This is a genomic window from Pseudomonas sp. JV241A, assembly GCF_900275665.1.
GTDB classification, from domain to species: Bacteria; Pseudomonadota; Gammaproteobacteria; order Pseudomonadales; family Pseudomonadaceae; genus Aquipseudomonas; species Aquipseudomonas wadenswilerensis.
In genome coordinates this window covers 60,518-76,686 of record NZ_OPYO01000008.1, presented here as the reverse complement: position 1 = coordinate 76,686, position 16,169 = coordinate 60,518, and the positions used below count along the sequence as shown (strand labels likewise).

Here is a 16,169-nt window from a genome sequence, read left to right as displayed (position 1 = left end):
AAGGAGCCGGGCATGTTCCGTCCCAAACTGTTGTTCACCAGCCTTGCCGCCCTCGCCCTCGGCGCCTGCTCGCCGCAAGACCCGCAAGCGGTGACTTCGGCAGCGATCGCCAAACAAGTGATCCTGCCGACCTACAGCCGCTGGGTCGAAGCCGACCGCCAACTGGCCGTCAGTGCCCTGGCCTTCTGCGAAGGCAAGGCGGACCTTGCCACTGCCCGCGCCGACTTCCTCCACGCGCAAAAAGCCTGGGCAGAGCTGCAGCCGCTGCTGATCGGCCCGCTGGCTGAAGGCAACCGCGCCTGGCAGGTGCAGTTCTGGCCCGACAAGAAAAACCTGGTCGGCCGTCAGGTCGAGCAACTGGTCAACGGTGACAAGCCGGTCGACGCCGAAACCCTGGGCAAATCCAGTGTCGTCGTGCGCGGCCTGTCGGCTTACGAATACATCCTCTTCGACAGCAAGCCGGATACCGCCAACGCCGAACAGAAAGCCCGCTACTGCCCGCTGTTGGTGGCCATCGGCGAGCACCAGAAGGCCCTGGCCGAAGAAATCCTCAAAGGCTGGAACACCACCGACGGCATGCTGGCGCAGATGACCAAGTTCCCCAACCAGCGTTATGCCGATTCCCACGAGGCCATTGCCGACCTGCTGCGTGCCCAGGTCACCGCCCTGGACACCCTGAAGAAGAAGCTCGGCGCACCCATGGGCCGCCTGAGCAAGGGCATCCCGCAGCCACTGCAGGCCGAAGCCTGGCGCAGCCACTCTTCGCTGAAAAGCCTGGAAGCCAGCCTGAACGCTGCCCAGACTGTCTGGGTCGGGGTCGACAACAAGGGCCTGCGCGGCCTGCTGGGCAAAGACCAGCAAGCCCTGGCCGACAAGATCGACGCCGCCTACGCCAACGCGATCAAGCTGCTGACCAGCAACCAGAAAACCCTGGGCGAGTTGCTCGACGACGAAGCCGGTCGCCAGCAGTTGAACACCCTTTACGACAGCCTCAACGTCGTCCACCGCCTGCACGAAGGCGAGCTGGCCAAGGCGCTGGGCATCCAGCTGGGCTTCAACGCCAACGACGGTGACTGATCATGTTGCGACGCCAGGCTCTCAAACTCGGTAGCGTTGTGCTCAGTGCCCTCACCCTCGGCGGCTGGGCCCTGTTTCGCAACAAGGGCAGCACCCCGCTGCTGCTCTCGGCGCGGGACGATGGCGATGGCAAGCACTACGCCGTCGGCTACCGCCTGGACGGTACCCAGGTGTTCGCCACCCAGGTGGGCCTGCGTTGCCACGACATCATCAACCATCCCGAGCAGCCGATTGCCCTGTTCGTCGCCCGCCGCCCCGGCACCGAGAGCTACCTGATCGACCTGCGTGATGGTCGCTTGCTGCAGACCATCACTTCGCAGCCGAACCGGCATTTCTACGGCCACGCGGTGATTCACAAGAGCGGTGAATGGCTGTACGCCACCGAGAACGACACCACCGAGCCCGGTCGTGGCGTGCTGGGTGTGTATCGGTTCGACGGCGAACGCCTGCAGCACAGCGGTGAAATCTCCACCCACGGTATCGGCCCGCATCAGGTGTCGTGGATGCCCGACGGCGAAACCCTGGTGGTGGCCAACGGCGGCATCCGCACCGAAGCCGAAAGCCGGGTAGAGATGAACCTCGACGCCATGCAGCCAAGCCTGGTGCTGATGCAGCGCGACGGCACCCTGCTGAGCAAAGAGGTGCTGAGCCAGCAGATGAACAGCGTGCGCCACCTGGCGATTGCCGCCGATGGCACCATCGTTGCCGGCCAGCAGTTCATGGGGGCCAGCCACGAAACCGCCGAGCTGCTGGCGATCAAGCGCCCGGGCCAGGCTTTCGAAGCCTTTCCGGTGCCCGAGCAGCAGTTGCAGTCCATGGCCCACTACACCGCCAGCGTCGCCATTCACAACGAGCTGCGCCTGGTCGCCCTGACCGCGCCACGGGCCAACCGCCTGTTCATCTGGGACCTGGACACTGCCCAGGTGCGCCTGGATGCACCGATGCCCGATTGCGCCGGCGTCGGCGCCGTGGCAGACGGCTTTGTCGTGACCTCCGGCCAGGGCCGCTGCCGCCTGTACGATTGCCGCAAAAGCGAGCTGATCGGCCAGCCGCTGCAACTGCCTTCAGGGCTCTGGGACAACCACCTGCACCTGGCCTGAAATTAGCCTGGAACACAGGCTTCCCAGGCCCGGTCAACAGAGTAATATTCGGCTACATCGCACGTGGGCAGGAGCGCCCGCAGTCGTGCCAATCGAACAAAAAATCGTATCCAAGGAACTGGACTATGCTGCGCCGCCGCATGCTGATCATGTTAGGTGTTGTCCTGCTGCTCGTACTGATCCTGGGGGGCTATAAAGCCTTCACGATTTACCAGCAGGTGCAGATGTTCTCGGTCCCCAAGCCGCCGATCAGCGTGGCGGCGACCGAGGCCCGCGAGCGCGCCTGGCAGAACCGCCTGCCCGCCGTCGGTAGCCTCAAGGCCCTGCAAGGGGTCGACCTGAGCCTGGAGATCGCCGGTACGGTCAAGACGCTGCTGTTCGAGTCCGGGCAGCAGGTCAGCAAGGGTCAACCGCTGCTGCAACTGGACAGCGATGTCGAAACTGCCCTGCTCGGTACCGCCTTGGCCGATCTGGGCCTGGCCCAGGTCGATTACAACCGCGGCAGCCAGCTGGTCGGCAGCCAGGCCATTTCCAAGGGCGAGTTCGATCGGCTCAGCGCCCAGTTCAAGCGCAACAAGGCGGTGGTCGACCAGCTCAAGGCCTCACTGGCGAAAAAGAGCATCAATGCGCCCTTCAGCGGTACCATCGGCATCCGCCAGGTCGACGTCGGCGACTACCTGGCCAGCGGTACGGTAATCGCCACCCTGCAAGACCTTAGCAGCCTTTACGTCGATTTCTTCGTCCCGGAACAGTCGATTCCCAAGTTGAGCATCGGCCAGCAGGTGCTGGTCAACGTCGCCGCTTACCCGCAAGAAAACTTCCCCGGCAGCATCAGCGCAATCAATCCCAAGGTCGAGGACAGCACGCGCAACGTGCAGGTTCGCGCCACCCTGGCCAATCCCGAGGGCAAGCTGCTACCCGGCATGTTCACCAGCCTGCAGGTGCTGCTGCCCGACCCGCAGCCACAGGTGGTGGTCCCGGAAAGCGCGGTGACCTACACCCTGTATGGCAACTCGGTGTATGTCGCCGTACCGCAAAAAACCGACGACGCTCAGCCGCCGCACAACGCCGATGGCCAGCCGCCGGCGCTGATCGCCGAGCGGCGCTTCGTCGAGACCGGCGAACGGCGTGACGGCCTGGTGGTGATCAGCAAAGGCTTGAAACCCGGTGAAACCGTTGTGACCGCCGGCCAGTTGAAACTCACCCAGGGCGCGGCGATCAGCATCAGTCCGGACAAGACCCAGGCAGCACCGAACAGCCAGTCGCGCGTCAACTGAGCGAGGAACCGTCATGGCTTTTACCGATCCGTTCATCCGCCGCCCGGTACTGGCCACTGTGGTCAGCCTGTTGATCGTCCTGCTCGGCTTTCAGGCCTGGAGCAAGTTGCCGATCCGGCAGTATCCGCAGATGGAAAATGCCCTGATCACGGTAACCACCGCTTACCCCGGAGCCAACGCCGAGACCATCCAGGGTTATATCACCCAGCCACTGCAACAGAGCCTGGCCAGCGCCGAAGGCATCGACTACATGACCTCGGTGAGCCGGCAGAACTTCTCGGTGATTTCGATCTACGCGCGCATCGGCTCGGACAGCGACCGGCTGTTTACCGAGCTGCTGGCCAAGGGCAACGAGGTCAAGAACAAGCTGCCTCAGGACGCCGAAGACCCGGTGCTGAGCAAGGAAGCCGCCGACGCTTCGGCGCTGATGTACATCAGTTTCTACAGCAGTGAACTGAGCAACCCGCAGATCACCGACTACCTGTCACGGGTGATCCAGCCCAAGCTTGCAACCCTGCCGGGCATGGCCGAAGCGCAGATCCTCGGCAACCAGTTGTTCGCCATGCGCCTGTGGATCGACCCGGTCAAGCTGGCCGGCTACGGCCTGAGCGCCAATGACGTGACCCAGGCGGTGCGCGGCTACAACTTCCTTTCCGCGGCCGGCGAACTCAAGGGCGAGTACATCGTCACCAGCATCAACGCCACCACCGAGCTGAAAACCGCCGAAGCCTTTGCCAACATCCCGCTCAAGACCAGTGGCGACAGCCGGGTGCTGCTGGGTGATGTGGCACGGGTCGAAATGGGTGCGGAAAACTACGACACGGTCAGCTCCTTCGACGGCACGCCATCGGTGTACATCGGCATCAAGGCCACCCCGGCGGCCAACCCGCTGGAGGTGATCAAGGAGGTGCGCAAGCTCATGCCCGAGCTTGAGAGCCAGTTGCCGCCAAACCTGAAATCCTCGATCGCCTACGACGCCACGCTGTTCATCCAGGCCTCGATCGACGAAGTGGTGAAAACCCTGGTCGAAGCGGTGCTGATCGTCATCGTCGTGGTCTTCCTGTTCCTCGGCGCCCTGCGCTCGGTGCTGATCCCGGTGATCACCATCCCGCTGTCGATGATCGGCGTGCTGTTCTTCATGCAGTTGATGGGCTACTCGCTGAATCTGCTGACCCTGTTGGCGATGGTGCTGGCGATCGGCCTGGTGGTCGATGACGCCATTGTCGTGGTGGAAAACATCCATCGGCATATCGAAGAAGGTAAATCGCCCTACGACGCAGCCCTGGAAGGCGCGCGGGAGATCGCCATGCCGGTGGTATCGATGACCATCACGCTGGCGGCGGTCTATGCCCCTATCGGCTTCCTGGAAGGGCTCACGGGCGCGCTGTTCAAGGAGTTCGCCCTGACCTTGGCAGGCGCCGTGGTGATCTCCGGGATCGTCGCCCTGACCCTGTCACCGATGATGTGCGCCCTGCTCTTGCGCCACGAACAGAACCCCACCGGCCTGGCCCACCGTCTGGATGTACTGTTCGAGCGGCTCAAGCAGCGCTACCAGACAATCCTCCACGGCACCCTCAACACACGGCCGGTGGTGCTGGTGTTCGCACTGATCATGCTGTGCCTGATTCCGGTGTTCCTGATGTTCACCAAGAACGAACTGGCGCCAGATGAAGACCAGGGCATCATTTTCATGATGGCCACCGCCCCGCAGCCGACCAACCTCGACTACCTGAACAGCTACACCGAGGAGTTCCTCAAGATCTTCAAGGCGTTTCCCGAGTACTACTCGTCGTTCCAGATCAACGGCTTCAACGGTGTGCAGTCGGGTATCGGCGGCTTCCTGCTCAAACCGTGGAACGAGCGCGAGCGCACCCAGATGGAGCTGCTACCGCTGGTACAGGCCAAGCTTGAAGGCATCAGCGGCCTGCAGATTTTCGGCTTCAACCTGCCCTCGCTGCCCGGCACCGGCGAAGGCTTGCCATTTGCCTTCGTGATCAACACAGCCAACGACTACGCGTCGCTGCTGGAGGTGGCCGAGCGGGTCAAGACGCGTGCCCAGGCGTCCGGTAAATTCGCCTTCCTCGACATCGACCTGGCCTTCGACAAGCCGGAAGTGGTGGTCGATATCGACCGGGCCAAGGCCGCGCAGATGGGCGTGTCCATGGACGCCCTTGGCGGCACCCTGGCGACCCTGCTCGGTGAGGCGGAGATCAACCGTTTTACCATCGACGGGCGCAGCTACAAGGTCATTGCCCAGGTCGAGCGGCCCTACCGCGACAATCCCGACTGGCTGAACAACTACTACGTGAAGAACCAGCAAGGGCAGATGCTGCCGCTGTCGACCCTGATCAGCATCAGCGATCGTGCCCGCCCGCGTCAGCTCAACCAGTTCCAGCAACTGAACTCGGCGATCATCCAGGGTTTCCCGATGGTCAGCATGGGCGAAGCACTGGAAACCGTGCGCAGCATCGCCCGTGAAGAAGCGCCGGAGGGCTACGGTTTCGATTATGGCGGCGCGGCGCGCCAGTTCGTCCAGGAAGGCAGTGCTCTGTGGGTAACCTTTGGCCTGGCCCTGGCGATCATCTTTCTGGTGCTGGCAGCCCAATTCGAAAGCTTCCGCGACCCGCTGGTGATCCTGGTGACGGTACCGTTGTCGATCTGCGGGGCGTTAATTCCGCTGTTCCTGGGCATATCGAGCATGAACATCTACACCCAGGTGGGGCTGGTGACCCTGATCGGGCTGATCAGCAAGCACGGCATCCTGATCGTCGAGTTCGCCAACCAGTTGCGCCAGCAAAGAGGCCTGAGTGCCCGCGAAGCGGTGGAAGAAGCGGCGGCCATCCGTTTGCGTCCGGTATTGATGACCACTGCGGCGATGGTGTTTGGCATGGTGCCGCTGATCCTCGCCACCGGCGCCGGTGCGGTCAGCCGCTTCGACATCGGCACGGTAATCGCCACCGGCATGTCGGTGGGCACCTTGTTCACCCTGTTCGTGCTGCCTTGTATCTACACCCTGCTGGCCAAGGCCGACGCGCCGCAGGTGAATGCGGGCTTGACCCGCGATGAGGTGCTGCCTGAATAACCTTCGCTTCGGGATCGACCGCGGGGCAAGTCGAATCGTCGCACCGCCGCTCCCTCAGGGTTCAGCCGCTGGCGCGTACGCCCTGGCTCAGCCCGAACAGCAACAGCAGCAGATCGTGGTCAGGTTTGGCATCGACCTGGGGTTTCACTACCCGTGGCAGCGGGCATTGCGCACCCGCATCGACCTTGCTGAAAATCTCCGGGCGCGGCTCCTCCCACGCGGCCACGGCGGCGGTTGCCACCCCCAGCGCAATCAACAGAAACACACCTCGAGCAATTTCTAGTTTCATTACTCTAAACCTTTGACTGCGCTGCCAAACGCCCTCTGATAAAAATAGAGCAGTTTTTGCCACTCTGCGTCAGTGAAAGACGAATGGCGGCGCAATTGTTTAAGGTCGTTGGCGGCGGCGCGCTGGCAGCTGATACGCCGGCGGCATTTCTCCAGGTCGAGCAACGCCACCTCAGCCCTGGCTTCGGCGCCTTCGCCGATAACCTTGACGAACACATGCTTGCCGTACAGGCAACCATGTTGCCAGTGGCCACGGTGCATCCGCGCCAGGTTCTGCGCCAGGTCCTGCAGGACCCGCTCATGCAGCGCCGGGTGGTAACGTTCACGGGCGCCGTCGGCGAACCAGCTGTCGATATCCTCGAAACCTTCCAGTGCCTCGCTGACCAGCAGGGCTCGCCACTGATGCTCGGTGTCGCGGTCAACACCGCAATAGACAATATGCGGCACCCGCACGCCGAGCTGCTCGAAACTGTTCAAGGCATCGTACTCACGCAGCACGGTAGGGCGGCCGAAGGGATGCAACAGGCTGCGGTAGATATGGCCGATCTGGCGCTTGGCGTAGAACGTATGGCCAGTGTCATCGCTCAGTCGCTGTACACCACTCTCGCCGCCGCGGCGCTGATTGGGCTCTTCCACCCATTCGCCCTGCTGGTGCCAGAAATGATCGAACTGATCCTTGTTCGTCGATGCTGTTGTGCGCTCAAACCCCATGCCCAGCTTACCCCTTACGCAATAGATAGACTCGCCACATGGCATAGAACGGCAAGAAGTCCAATCGTTCCTGAATACGGAATCCTGCGGCTTCGAACTCTTCCTCAACCGTAGCAGCTGGTAACACAAAGCGATTCTGGTAACTGCCCTGCCCCTTTTCGGTGTAACGCCGCTGTTCGAGCTTCTTGCGCCGCCAGGCTTTGAAATTGCCATCGACCCACAGCGACACGATCACGCTGTCGCGGGTAACTCGTTGAAATTCCGAAAGTAATGTCTTGCGGTGGGCGGCCTCGCCGATGTGATGCATCAGGCGCATGCAAAAAATGCTGTCGACCGAGTTATCCGGTAAATCGATGGCGAACGCAGATGTCTGCAAAGTGCGTACCCGTTCCACCACTTCGGCCGGTTGCGAGGCACGTGCCGTTTCGAGCATGGCTTCGGAGTTGTCGGCGCCGATGATTACCCGGTTGGGTTTTTCTGCCAGCAGGGGCCAGAAACGCCCGGCGCCGCACGGCAGGTCGAGGACCAGCCCGGGTTCGCCAGCCAGCGCCAGGGCGCGACGGGCCATTTGCTCGTCACGCTGGTGGGACATCCTGCGCGCCAGACCGTCCTGGTGCTTGTGGAAGTATTCCTTGGCGTGCTGCTGGTCGTACTTTTCCGAAAACTCGAGCTTGATGGGGCTACGCATGGTGCATCTCCTGACTCCAATACGCCCACCTTAGGCAGGCAAGCGTTGGCGTCAGGTCATGCGGGTGTGAAAAATTTGTGAGTTAGCGCGGCAAAGGTTTCAATTAATTACAAACTTTCACAGCTGGCCAATGGCCCTATTGCGCCTCGACCGTCCGATCCGGGGCCAGGCTCAGGTCCACATGAAAGCGGCAGCCGTGGGGCACCATGGCGGTCAGGCTCACCGTCCAGCCCTGGTCGTCGCAGATCCGCTGCACCAATGACAGCCCCAGGCCCAGCCCTTCACCACGCCTCTCATCACCGCGCACGAACGGCCGGAACATGGCTTCGCGCTGCTCTTCAGGAATCCCGACGCCACTGTCTTCGACCAGGAACCCGGCCGGCTCCAGGGTCAGGCGGATAAAACCCTGATCGGTATAGTGCGCGGCGTTGCGCAACAGGTTGCCCATCACTGCCTGGAGGAACGTGGCGTTATACAGGGTCGCGCTTGCAGCCCTGACGTCGTACAGCAAGGTCAGGCCCTTTTGCTCGATGGTGTCGCGCCAGACGCCAATCAGGTCGTCCGCCACTTCCTTCATGCTCGCCTGCGACGCCACGGCCCCTTCGTCGCGCTGGGCGCGGGCGAGCATCAGGAAGGTCTTCACCAGTTCCTGCATTTCTTCGGTGGCGCGGGCGATGCGCTCGACCTGAGAACGCGCACGGGTGTCAATGTTGGGATTGACCAGCAGTAGCTCGCAGGAGCTGGCCAGCACCATCAACGGGGTGCGTAGCTCATGGCTGACATCGCTGGTAAACAGCCGCTCACGGGTCAGGGCATCACGCAGACGCCCCAGGGTGTCGTCGAACGCCACCGCCAGCTGGCCGACTTCGTCCGCAGCGTAATCAGGTGCCAACGGTGGCGCCAGGCCGAGCAACTGGTCACGGTGACGTACCTGGCGCGCCAGGCGGATCACCGGTGCCATCACCCGCCGGGCCAGGACCCAGCCGAGGAACACCGCCAGTGCCAGGCTGAGGATGAAGCCGACCACCACCACCGCGAACAGCACGCGCTCGCGTTCTTCGAAGTCGCTCTGGTCCTGCAGCAGTACATAGTGCCGGCCATCGACGATCTCAACCATCGCGTGGTAGGACAGATCTTCACGAAACACTTCGTGAAAGCCACGGTCGAGGTGGCGCAGATCCTTGGGCAGCTCGAAGTCATCGCGCCCGCCGCTGAAATAGAACAGTTGATCCGGTCGCGGCCGGTGGCTCCAGTCGCCGACGCTGTCCATGCGCAGCAAACGCTGGAGGTCGCCGCCCAGCACTGCGGAAATCAGCCGTTCTTCAACCAGGTGGACGGTAGCGACAATGCCGAAAGCGAAAGCCCCGGCCACCAGCGCGCTCATCAGGGCAAAGGCAATGATGATCCGCTGGGCAAGGCTCTGTCTAAACTCCATCACGGCCCTCGGCCAGACGATAGCCCACGCCGTGAACGGTATGCAGCAGGGGCTTTTCGAACGGCTTGTCGATCACCTGGCGCAGTTGGTGAACGTGGCTGCGCAGGCTGTCGCTGTCCGGGCAATCATCACCCCACAGGGCCTCTTCGAGCACTTCGCGGCGCAGCACGTGGGGGCTCTTCTGCATCAGCACCGCCAGCAGCTTCAGGCCGACCGGGTTGAGCTTGAGCAGCTTCCCTTCGCGGCTGACTTCCAGGGTGTCGAGGTCATACACCAGGTCGCTGACCTGCAAGGTACGCCGGCCGCCGCCTTGGGCCCTGCGCAGCACCGCTTCGATGCGCGCGGCCAGTTCCGACAGGGCAAAAGGCTTGAGCAAGTAATCGTCGGCGCCGGAGCGAAAGCCCTGCAGGCGATCATCCAGCTGGTCACGGGCGGTGAGCATGATGACCGGGGTGTCACGACGGGCATCTTCGCGCAGGCGCTTGCACAGGGTGTAGCCGTCGATGCCCGGCAGCATGATGTCGAGCACGATCAGGTCATAGTGTTCGGTCGCCGCCAGGTGCAGGCCGGACAGACCATCCTGGGCACAGTCCACCGTATAGCCCTTCAGGCCAAGGTAGTCGGCCAGGTTGGCAAGGATATCGCGGTTGTCTTCAACCAGTAGAATTCGCATTGGGGTATCTCCCGTCTGGCGCTTTTGCCTGCTTGGCAGGCGCAGCTTAAGGCCATCGGCGACGCCCGGCTAGGTCGGCGCGACTTTATTGCAGGTTAACGTTTTTTTCACCGAGCCTTCACGGACAGGTGATGGCGGCTGCCCGAGAATTGCCGGTCGGATTGTCCCCTCCATTCACCTGGACTTGCCATGTCGCTACCTGCCTACTCCCGTCCGCTGAATTTCTGGATTGCCCTGGGCATCCCCGCCGTCACCGCGGTGATATTGATCCTGCTGGAGCTGACCTCACTGGACATGGACCTGGCCAAGCTGGCGTTCGACCCGCTGGCCGGGCAGTTCATTGGCCGGCACAGCTACTTCCTCGAAGACATCCTGCATGACCGGGCGAAACAGGCCGTGATCGTCCTGGGTCTGCTGGCGATCGTCGCCTTTGCGATGAGTTTCTTCTGGTCGCGGCTGTTCAGCTGGCGTCGGGAACTGGGCTGCCTGGTGCTGGCCATGGGGTTGTCGACCAGCTTTGTCACACCGGTCAAGGCAGTGACGGCGGTGCAGTGCCCGTGGAGCCTGACCGAGTTTGGTGGCAAGGAGACCTACAGCGAGCTGCTCAGCCCGCGCCCGGCGACGGACAAGCCCGGGCGCTGCTGGCCGGGTGGCCACGCGGCGACTGGCTTTACCCTGTTTGCGCTGTTCTTTGTCCTGCGCGACCGGCGCCCGCGCCTGGCAAAGGCGGCACTGTTGTTCGCCTTTGGCCTGGGCACGCTGTTTTCGGTAGGGCGCATGCTGCAGGGCGCGCACTTCTTTTCGCACAACGTGTGGACCGCGGTGTTTTGCTGGTTGATCAGCCTGGGCTGTTACTACTGGGTGTTGTATCGCCGGCCGGTTGAACTGAAGCACAAGGCTGCGGTTACCGTGCCGACCTCGTAAGGCTGGAATGTGCGGTGACTGCATCGCTGGCAAGCCAGCTCCCACATACAGTCCCCCGTGGGAGCCGGTCTTGCCGGCGATGGGTTGCACAGCAACCCCAGAATTCAGGCAAAAAAAAGCCCCGCACTAGACGGGGCTTTTTATCGAACGGGTAAGGCTGGCTTACATCATGCCGCCCATGCCGCCCATACCACCCATGCCGCCCATGTCTGGCATGCCGCCGCCAGCACCAGCTTCAACTGGAGCGTCAGCAACCATGGCTTCGGTGGTGATCATCAGACCGCCGATCGAAGCTGCAGCTTGCAGGGCCGAACGGGTTACCTTGGCAGGGTCCAGGATACCCATTTCGATCATGTCGCCGTACTCGCCGGTAGCAGCGTTGTAACCGAAGTTGCCGGAACCTTGCTTGACCTTGTCGACCACTACGCTTGGCTCGTCGCCGGCGTTGGCAACGATCTGGCGCAGCGGCGCTTCAACAGCGCGACGCAGCAGCTGGATACCAACGTTCTGCTCTTCGTTGTCGCCTTTCAGGCCTTCGATGGCTTGCAGAGCGCGAACCAGTGCAACACCACCGCCAGGCACCACGCCTTCTTCGACGGCTGCACGGGTAGCGTGCAGGGCGTCTTCAACGCGGGCTTTCTTCTCTTTCATTTCGACTTCGGTGCCAGCACCGACCTTGATCACGGCAACACCGCCAGCCAGTTTGGCCAGACGCTCTTGCAGTTTTTCACGGTCGTAGTCCGAGGAAGTCTCGTTGACCTGAGTGCGGATCTGGGCGATACGCGCCTGGATGTCGCCTTCTACGCCAGCACCGTCGACGATGATGGTGTTTTCCTTGGACAGGGTCACGCGCTTGGCGTTACCCAGGTGCTCCAGGGTAGCGGACTCCAGGCTCAGGCCGATTTCTTCGGAGATCACGGTACCGCCGGTCAGGACAGCGATGTCCTGCAGCATGGCCTTGCGGCGGTCGCCGAAGCCAGGTGCCTTGACCGCTGCAACCTTGACGATGCCGCGCATGTTGTTGACTACCAGGGTAGCCAGCGCTTCGCCTTCGACGTCTTCAGCCACGATCAGCAGTGGACGGCCGGCCTTGGCAACGGCTTCCAGAACTGGCAGCAGTTCGCGGATGTTGGAGATCTTCTTGTCAACCAGCAGCAGCAGCGGGCCATCCAGCTCGGCGACCATGGTGTCTGGCTTGTTGACGAAGTAAGGGGACAGGTAGCCACGGTCGAACTGCATGCCTTCCACGACCGACAGTTCGTTTTCCAGGCCCGAGCCTTCTTCGACGGTGATCACGCCTTCTTTACCGACTTTTTCCATGGCTTCGGCGATGATGTCACCGATGGAGTTGTCGGAGTTGGCCGAGATGGTACCGACCTGGGCGATGGCCTTGGAGTCGGCGCATGGCTTGGACAGGGTCTTCAGCTCTTTGACGATGGCGATGGTGGCCTTGTCGATACCACGCTTCAGGTCCATCGGGTTCATGCCGGCAGCAACGGCTTTCAGGCCTTCGCTGACGATGGCCTGAGCCAGAACGGTTGCGGTGGTGGTGCCGTCACCGGCTTCGTCGTTGGCCTTGGAGGCAACGTCTTTGAGCAGCTGGGCGCCCATGTTTTCGAAAGCGTCTTTCAGCTCGATTTCTTTGGCAACCGAAACACCGTCTTTGGTGATGGTCGGAGCGCCGAAGCTCTTGGCCAGAACAACGTTACGGCCTTTCGGGCCCAGGGTGGCTTTTACAGCGTCAGCCAGAACGTTGACACCAACGAGCATTTTCTTACGGGCGGAGTCGCCGAATTTTACGTCTTTAGCAGCCATGATCGTTTAATCCTTGAATACTTTGGAGTAACGGGAAACCAGCGGAATCAGCCTTCGATGACAGCGAGAATTTCGTTCTCAGCCATCACCAGCAGGTCTTCGCCGTCAACTTTCACAGTGTTGCTGCCCGAGTAAGGGCCGAAAACCACCTTGTCACCCACTTTCACGGCCAGCGCACGCACTTCACCGTTGTCCAGGATGCGACCGGTACCTACAGCGACGACTTCGCCACGGTTAGGTTTTTCAGCGGCCGAACCTGGCAGAACGATACCGCCAGCGGTTTTCGATTCTTCTTCGCTGCGACGGATAACGACGCGGTCATGCAGAGGACGAAGCTTCATTGTCGATCTCTCCTAATTGTGGTTTTCATCGGCCGGTATCGACACCGGCGGGTTGATGCTTGCGGCTTGGCCGCTCGTAGCCCGCGGGGCGGACCACACATGTAATGTCTGGTGCAAATCACCAGAAACCTTGCGGTGACCCATACATGAGGTCGCCAAGAGCAATTACAAGGCTTGCTGATGAAAATTTTTAGCGATCAGCCCCCTGTACAGCAAAACGGCCCCAAAAGGGGCCGCTGGCACAGCACAAGCAACCTTTACAGATCCCGAGGATTGCGCAGGTTGGGCTGAGCAGGATCTTCACGGCCGACCACTTCGCCTTCGATCACCGTTGGCTGATGGCCACGGCTGGACTGACCTGGGCGCGCCATGAACGGGTCATCGCCAAAGGCGCGCTGGCGCATGGCCTGGGCCTCGGCGCGCTCGCGCATCTTGCGCCCGAGCAGGCGGCGGGTGAACGGCAACAGGCAGACCAGGCCGATCACGTCACTGATGAAACCTGGCAACAGCAGCAGGCCGCCACCCAGCGCCAGCATCAGCCCGTGGAACATGTCTTCGGCAGGCAATTCGCCACGCTGCAGGCTCTCGCGGGCACGCAGGGCGGTGGCCAGACCCGCCACCCGCACCACCAGCACGCCCAGGGCAGAGCCGGCGATGATCAGCAGCAGCGCCGGAAAGAAGCCGATCGCGGTGCTGACCTTGAAAAACACATACAGCTCCAGCACCGGAAAAATCAGAAACAGCAATAGAAAAGCACGCATCAACGGTTCCTCTGCGCAAGATGTCCTTGCAGTAGACCTTTAATGGATGCGATCCATCGCCATTTCAAGCCTCGGCGGTTGCACGTTGCGGCCATTGATCGGCGCGGGCCAGAAAAACCAGGGCCTCGCGCACTTGTATCGGCGTATTGCAGGGCGCAGCGAACGGCAACCAGTGCAAGCCCTGACCAATGCGCAGGTGCATGCCCTCGCTGTCGATGCCGACCATCTGCGCCGCCACGCCCTGGGGCAGGCCGCGGAGCTGGACGTAGTGTTCGATGGCATTGGCATGATCGCTGTTCATGTGCTCGATCATGCTCTGTTCGGCCTTGCCGGCAAAGGGGTTGGCCAGGCTCAGGTGATCGACCCAGTGGATCGCGCCGAAGCCGCCGATGTAGCGATGGCGCACCGGCTTGAGCACCCAGAAGTCAAAATCGTGGGCTTGATGGTAGTTGGCCGACTCTGGAAAATAGCGATAGTAGCGCTCTGCTGCGGCTTCGACCGCTTCGGGCTCAACCAGCTTGTGCGCCTCGGCCAGCACGGTCAGGCGGCCCACTGCCTGGACGTCTTGGGCATCACGCTCGCCTACCAGCAACGAGCACTTGGGGTCTTTTTGCAGGTTGTGGGTGTGCTGGGCAATGCGGCTGATCAGGATCAGCGGGTTGCCGTCGGCATCCAGGCAGTAGGGCACCACCGAACCGAAGGGAAACCCCGGCATCGACTTGGAATGGGTCGACAGCACCCCGCGGTATTCCTTGAGCAGCAGCTCCCGTGCCTGTGTTGCGGCTTTCGCGCTCACTGTATGTCTCCCCGCTCGATAATCGTCGTCGTGGCTGGCGGTGAAAGTGCCCGACCAGCCTGGTTAACCGACAAAATAATCATTATCGCCCGGGGTTGCCAGCGTGCTTACCAGGCGACGCCAAAACCTGCGGTGTAGCGGGTCTTGTCCAGGTCGCTGTCGCGGGTGCCGCTGATGATGTCCTTCTCGGCCTTGAGATTGAGCGAGGCCCATTCGGTGACCTTGTAGCGCAGGCCGACTTCGGCATCCAGGGCGTACTCGGCGACGCCGCCGAGCGGCTTGCCGACCTCGCCGTTGGTGAAGAACTCGACGCGCTTGCCGATCAGGTAGCGGTTGTAGTCCCACTTCATGGCCAGCGAGTAGAAGTTGTCCTTGCCGCCATCAGCGTATTCATAGTCGGTACGGTTGATCAGCGAGCCGAGGGAGAACGCGCCCAGCTCGTTGTCCCAGAACTGGTAACCCGGGCCGGTACCCACGGTGCGCTGGCGGGCCAGGTCTTCGATATGGTCACGCTTGTATTCCAGACGGCCCTGCCAGAACCACTTCTCGGTAATGAAGCGGTCCAGCGCGTATTCGGCGCTCCAGTTGTTGGTGGTGGTGACGTCGTCCTTGCTCTCGCGGTTGTATTCGCCCTCGGCCTGGTGGCGCCAGCGGCCGTGACGGGCGGTGGTCTTGAAGTCGATGTCGTAGTCGTCGCTGTTGGTTTCGGCGCGTTTGTAGTCCAGGGCCAGGTCGACGTTACCCTTCCAGGTCAGGTCCTCGACCACCGGCTTTGGCTTCATGATCTGCTGGATGCTGGCCAGCTCGACCGTCCTGGGTGTCTCGCCGTTGGCCAGAGTGACCTTACCGTTGTCCGCAGCGTGCAGCGACTTGGCCTTCTCGCCGGTGTAGGCGTCCTGCTTGACCAGCAGTTCCTGGTCGCTTTCCAGAGTCTTGACCTGCTTCCAGTCCAGTGCAATGGAGCCGCCATAGGGCGTTTCGAGCAGCAGTTTACCGCCATCAAAGACCTTGATCTTGCCGCTCAGCTTGTCACCGTTTTTCATCCACACGGTATCGGCAAGGGCTGGGGTACAGGCAGCGGCCAGGGCAACGCACAACAGGGCTCTAGGAGACATAAGCAGCAACGGACTCGGGTTCGCGAAAAAAGTCGGGCATTATCCAGATACCCGCCATCAGAGCAAGGACTGACCTGCACCATGTC

The 16,169-nt window shown here is 61.8% G+C and carries 15 protein-coding genes; 5 read left to right on the top strand and 10 right to left on the bottom strand.

Translation table 11 applies throughout. From position 1 onward, the window contains the following. The first annotated feature begins 12 nt into the window (after window positions 1-12). The 4 genes from JV241A_RS04450 (at window position 13) to JV241A_RS04435 (ending at window position 6,536) form a co-directional block, all read left to right on the top strand. Window positions 13-1,077, top strand: coding sequence for an imelysin family protein (locus JV241A_RS04450; RefSeq protein WP_115085462.1), 1,065 nt, complete (start codon window positions 13-15; stop codon window positions 1,075-1,077). A 2-nt stretch (window positions 1,078-1,079) separates the two neighbouring features. Continuing rightward, window positions 1,080-2,177 (top strand): DUF1513 domain-containing protein, encoded by a 1,098-nt coding sequence (locus JV241A_RS04445; RefSeq protein WP_134061438.1) that lies wholly within the window; start codon window positions 1,080-1,082, stop codon window positions 2,175-2,177. Window positions 2,178-2,302: 125 nt separating this feature from the next. Beyond that, window positions 2,303-3,454 (top strand): efflux RND transporter periplasmic adaptor subunit, encoded by a 1,152-nt coding sequence (locus JV241A_RS04440; RefSeq protein ID WP_134061437.1) that lies wholly within the window; start codon window positions 2,303-2,305, stop codon window positions 3,452-3,454. 13 nt (window positions 3,455-3,467) lie between these two features. After that, on the top strand, window positions 3,468-6,536 hold the full coding sequence (locus tag JV241A_RS04435) for a multidrug efflux RND transporter permease subunit (RefSeq protein WP_115085459.1): 3,069 nt from the start codon (window positions 3,468-3,470) through the stop codon (window positions 6,534-6,536). Window positions 6,537-6,597: 61 nt separating this feature from the next. On the opposite strand, the gene JV241A_RS04430 is transcribed toward JV241A_RS04435, so the two are convergent. From JV241A_RS04430 to colR, 5 genes are all read right to left on the bottom strand, one after another. Continuing rightward, window positions 6,598-6,825: a hypothetical protein gene (locus JV241A_RS04430; RefSeq protein ID WP_134061436.1), complete on the bottom strand. Its 228-nt coding sequence runs from the start codon at window positions 6,823-6,825 to the stop codon at window positions 6,598-6,600. Next, window positions 6,825-7,535: a lipopolysaccharide kinase InaA family protein gene (locus JV241A_RS04425; protein WP_115085457.1), complete on the bottom strand. Its 711-nt coding sequence runs from the start codon at window positions 7,533-7,535 to the stop codon at window positions 6,825-6,827. Before JV241A_RS04425 ends, JV241A_RS04430 begins: the two co-directional genes overlap by 1 nt. A gap of 7 nt (window positions 7,536-7,542) precedes the next feature. After that, window positions 7,543-8,223: a class I SAM-dependent methyltransferase gene (locus tag JV241A_RS04420; protein ID WP_115085456.1), complete on the bottom strand. Its 681-nt coding sequence runs from the start codon at window positions 8,221-8,223 to the stop codon at window positions 7,543-7,545. Window positions 8,224-8,359: 136 nt separating this feature from the next. Continuing rightward, window positions 8,360-9,658: a HAMP domain-containing sensor histidine kinase gene (locus tag JV241A_RS04415; protein WP_115085455.1), complete on the bottom strand. Its 1,299-nt coding sequence runs from the start codon at window positions 9,656-9,658 to the stop codon at window positions 8,360-8,362. Next, window positions 9,648-10,331: a two-component system response regulator ColR gene (gene colR / locus JV241A_RS04410; RefSeq protein ID WP_100782556.1), complete on the bottom strand. Its 684-nt coding sequence runs from the start codon at window positions 10,329-10,331 to the stop codon at window positions 9,648-9,650. The genes JV241A_RS04415 and colR overlap by 11 nt, the downstream gene beginning before the upstream one ends. A 189-nt stretch (window positions 10,332-10,520) precedes the next feature. On the opposite strand from colR, the gene JV241A_RS04405 reads away from it, so the two are divergent. After that, on the top strand, window positions 10,521-11,255 hold the full coding sequence (locus tag JV241A_RS04405) for a phosphatase PAP2 family protein (protein WP_115085454.1): 735 nt from the start codon (window positions 10,521-10,523) through the stop codon (window positions 11,253-11,255). Window positions 11,256-11,417: 162 nt separating this feature from the next. Here JV241A_RS04405 and groL read toward each other — a convergent pair whose 3' ends face one another. From groL to JV241A_RS04380, 5 genes are all read right to left on the bottom strand, one after another. Next, a complete protein-coding gene (gene groL, locus JV241A_RS04400; protein ID WP_115085453.1) occupies window positions 11,418-13,070 on the bottom strand; it encodes a chaperonin GroEL in 1,653 nt (550 codons plus the stop codon). Window positions 13,071-13,117: 47 nt separating this feature from the next. Next, window positions 13,118-13,411: a co-chaperone GroES gene (locus JV241A_RS04395; protein ID WP_003260750.1), complete on the bottom strand. Its 294-nt coding sequence runs from the start codon at window positions 13,409-13,411 to the stop codon at window positions 13,118-13,120. A 257-nt stretch (window positions 13,412-13,668) separates the two neighbouring features. Beyond that, window positions 13,669-14,172 (bottom strand): FxsA family protein, encoded by a 504-nt coding sequence (locus JV241A_RS04390; protein WP_115085452.1) that lies wholly within the window; start codon window positions 14,170-14,172, stop codon window positions 13,669-13,671. 64 nt (window positions 14,173-14,236) lie between these two features. Further along, window positions 14,237-14,968, bottom strand: coding sequence for a HugZ family protein (locus tag JV241A_RS04385; RefSeq protein WP_134061435.1), 732 nt, complete (start codon window positions 14,966-14,968; stop codon window positions 14,237-14,239). Between the two features lie 107 nt (window positions 14,969-15,075). Further along, window positions 15,076-16,083 (bottom strand): DUF481 domain-containing protein, encoded by a 1,008-nt coding sequence (locus tag JV241A_RS04380; RefSeq protein ID WP_115085696.1) that lies wholly within the window; start codon window positions 16,081-16,083, stop codon window positions 15,076-15,078. Window positions 16,084-16,169: the final 86 nt, after the last annotated feature.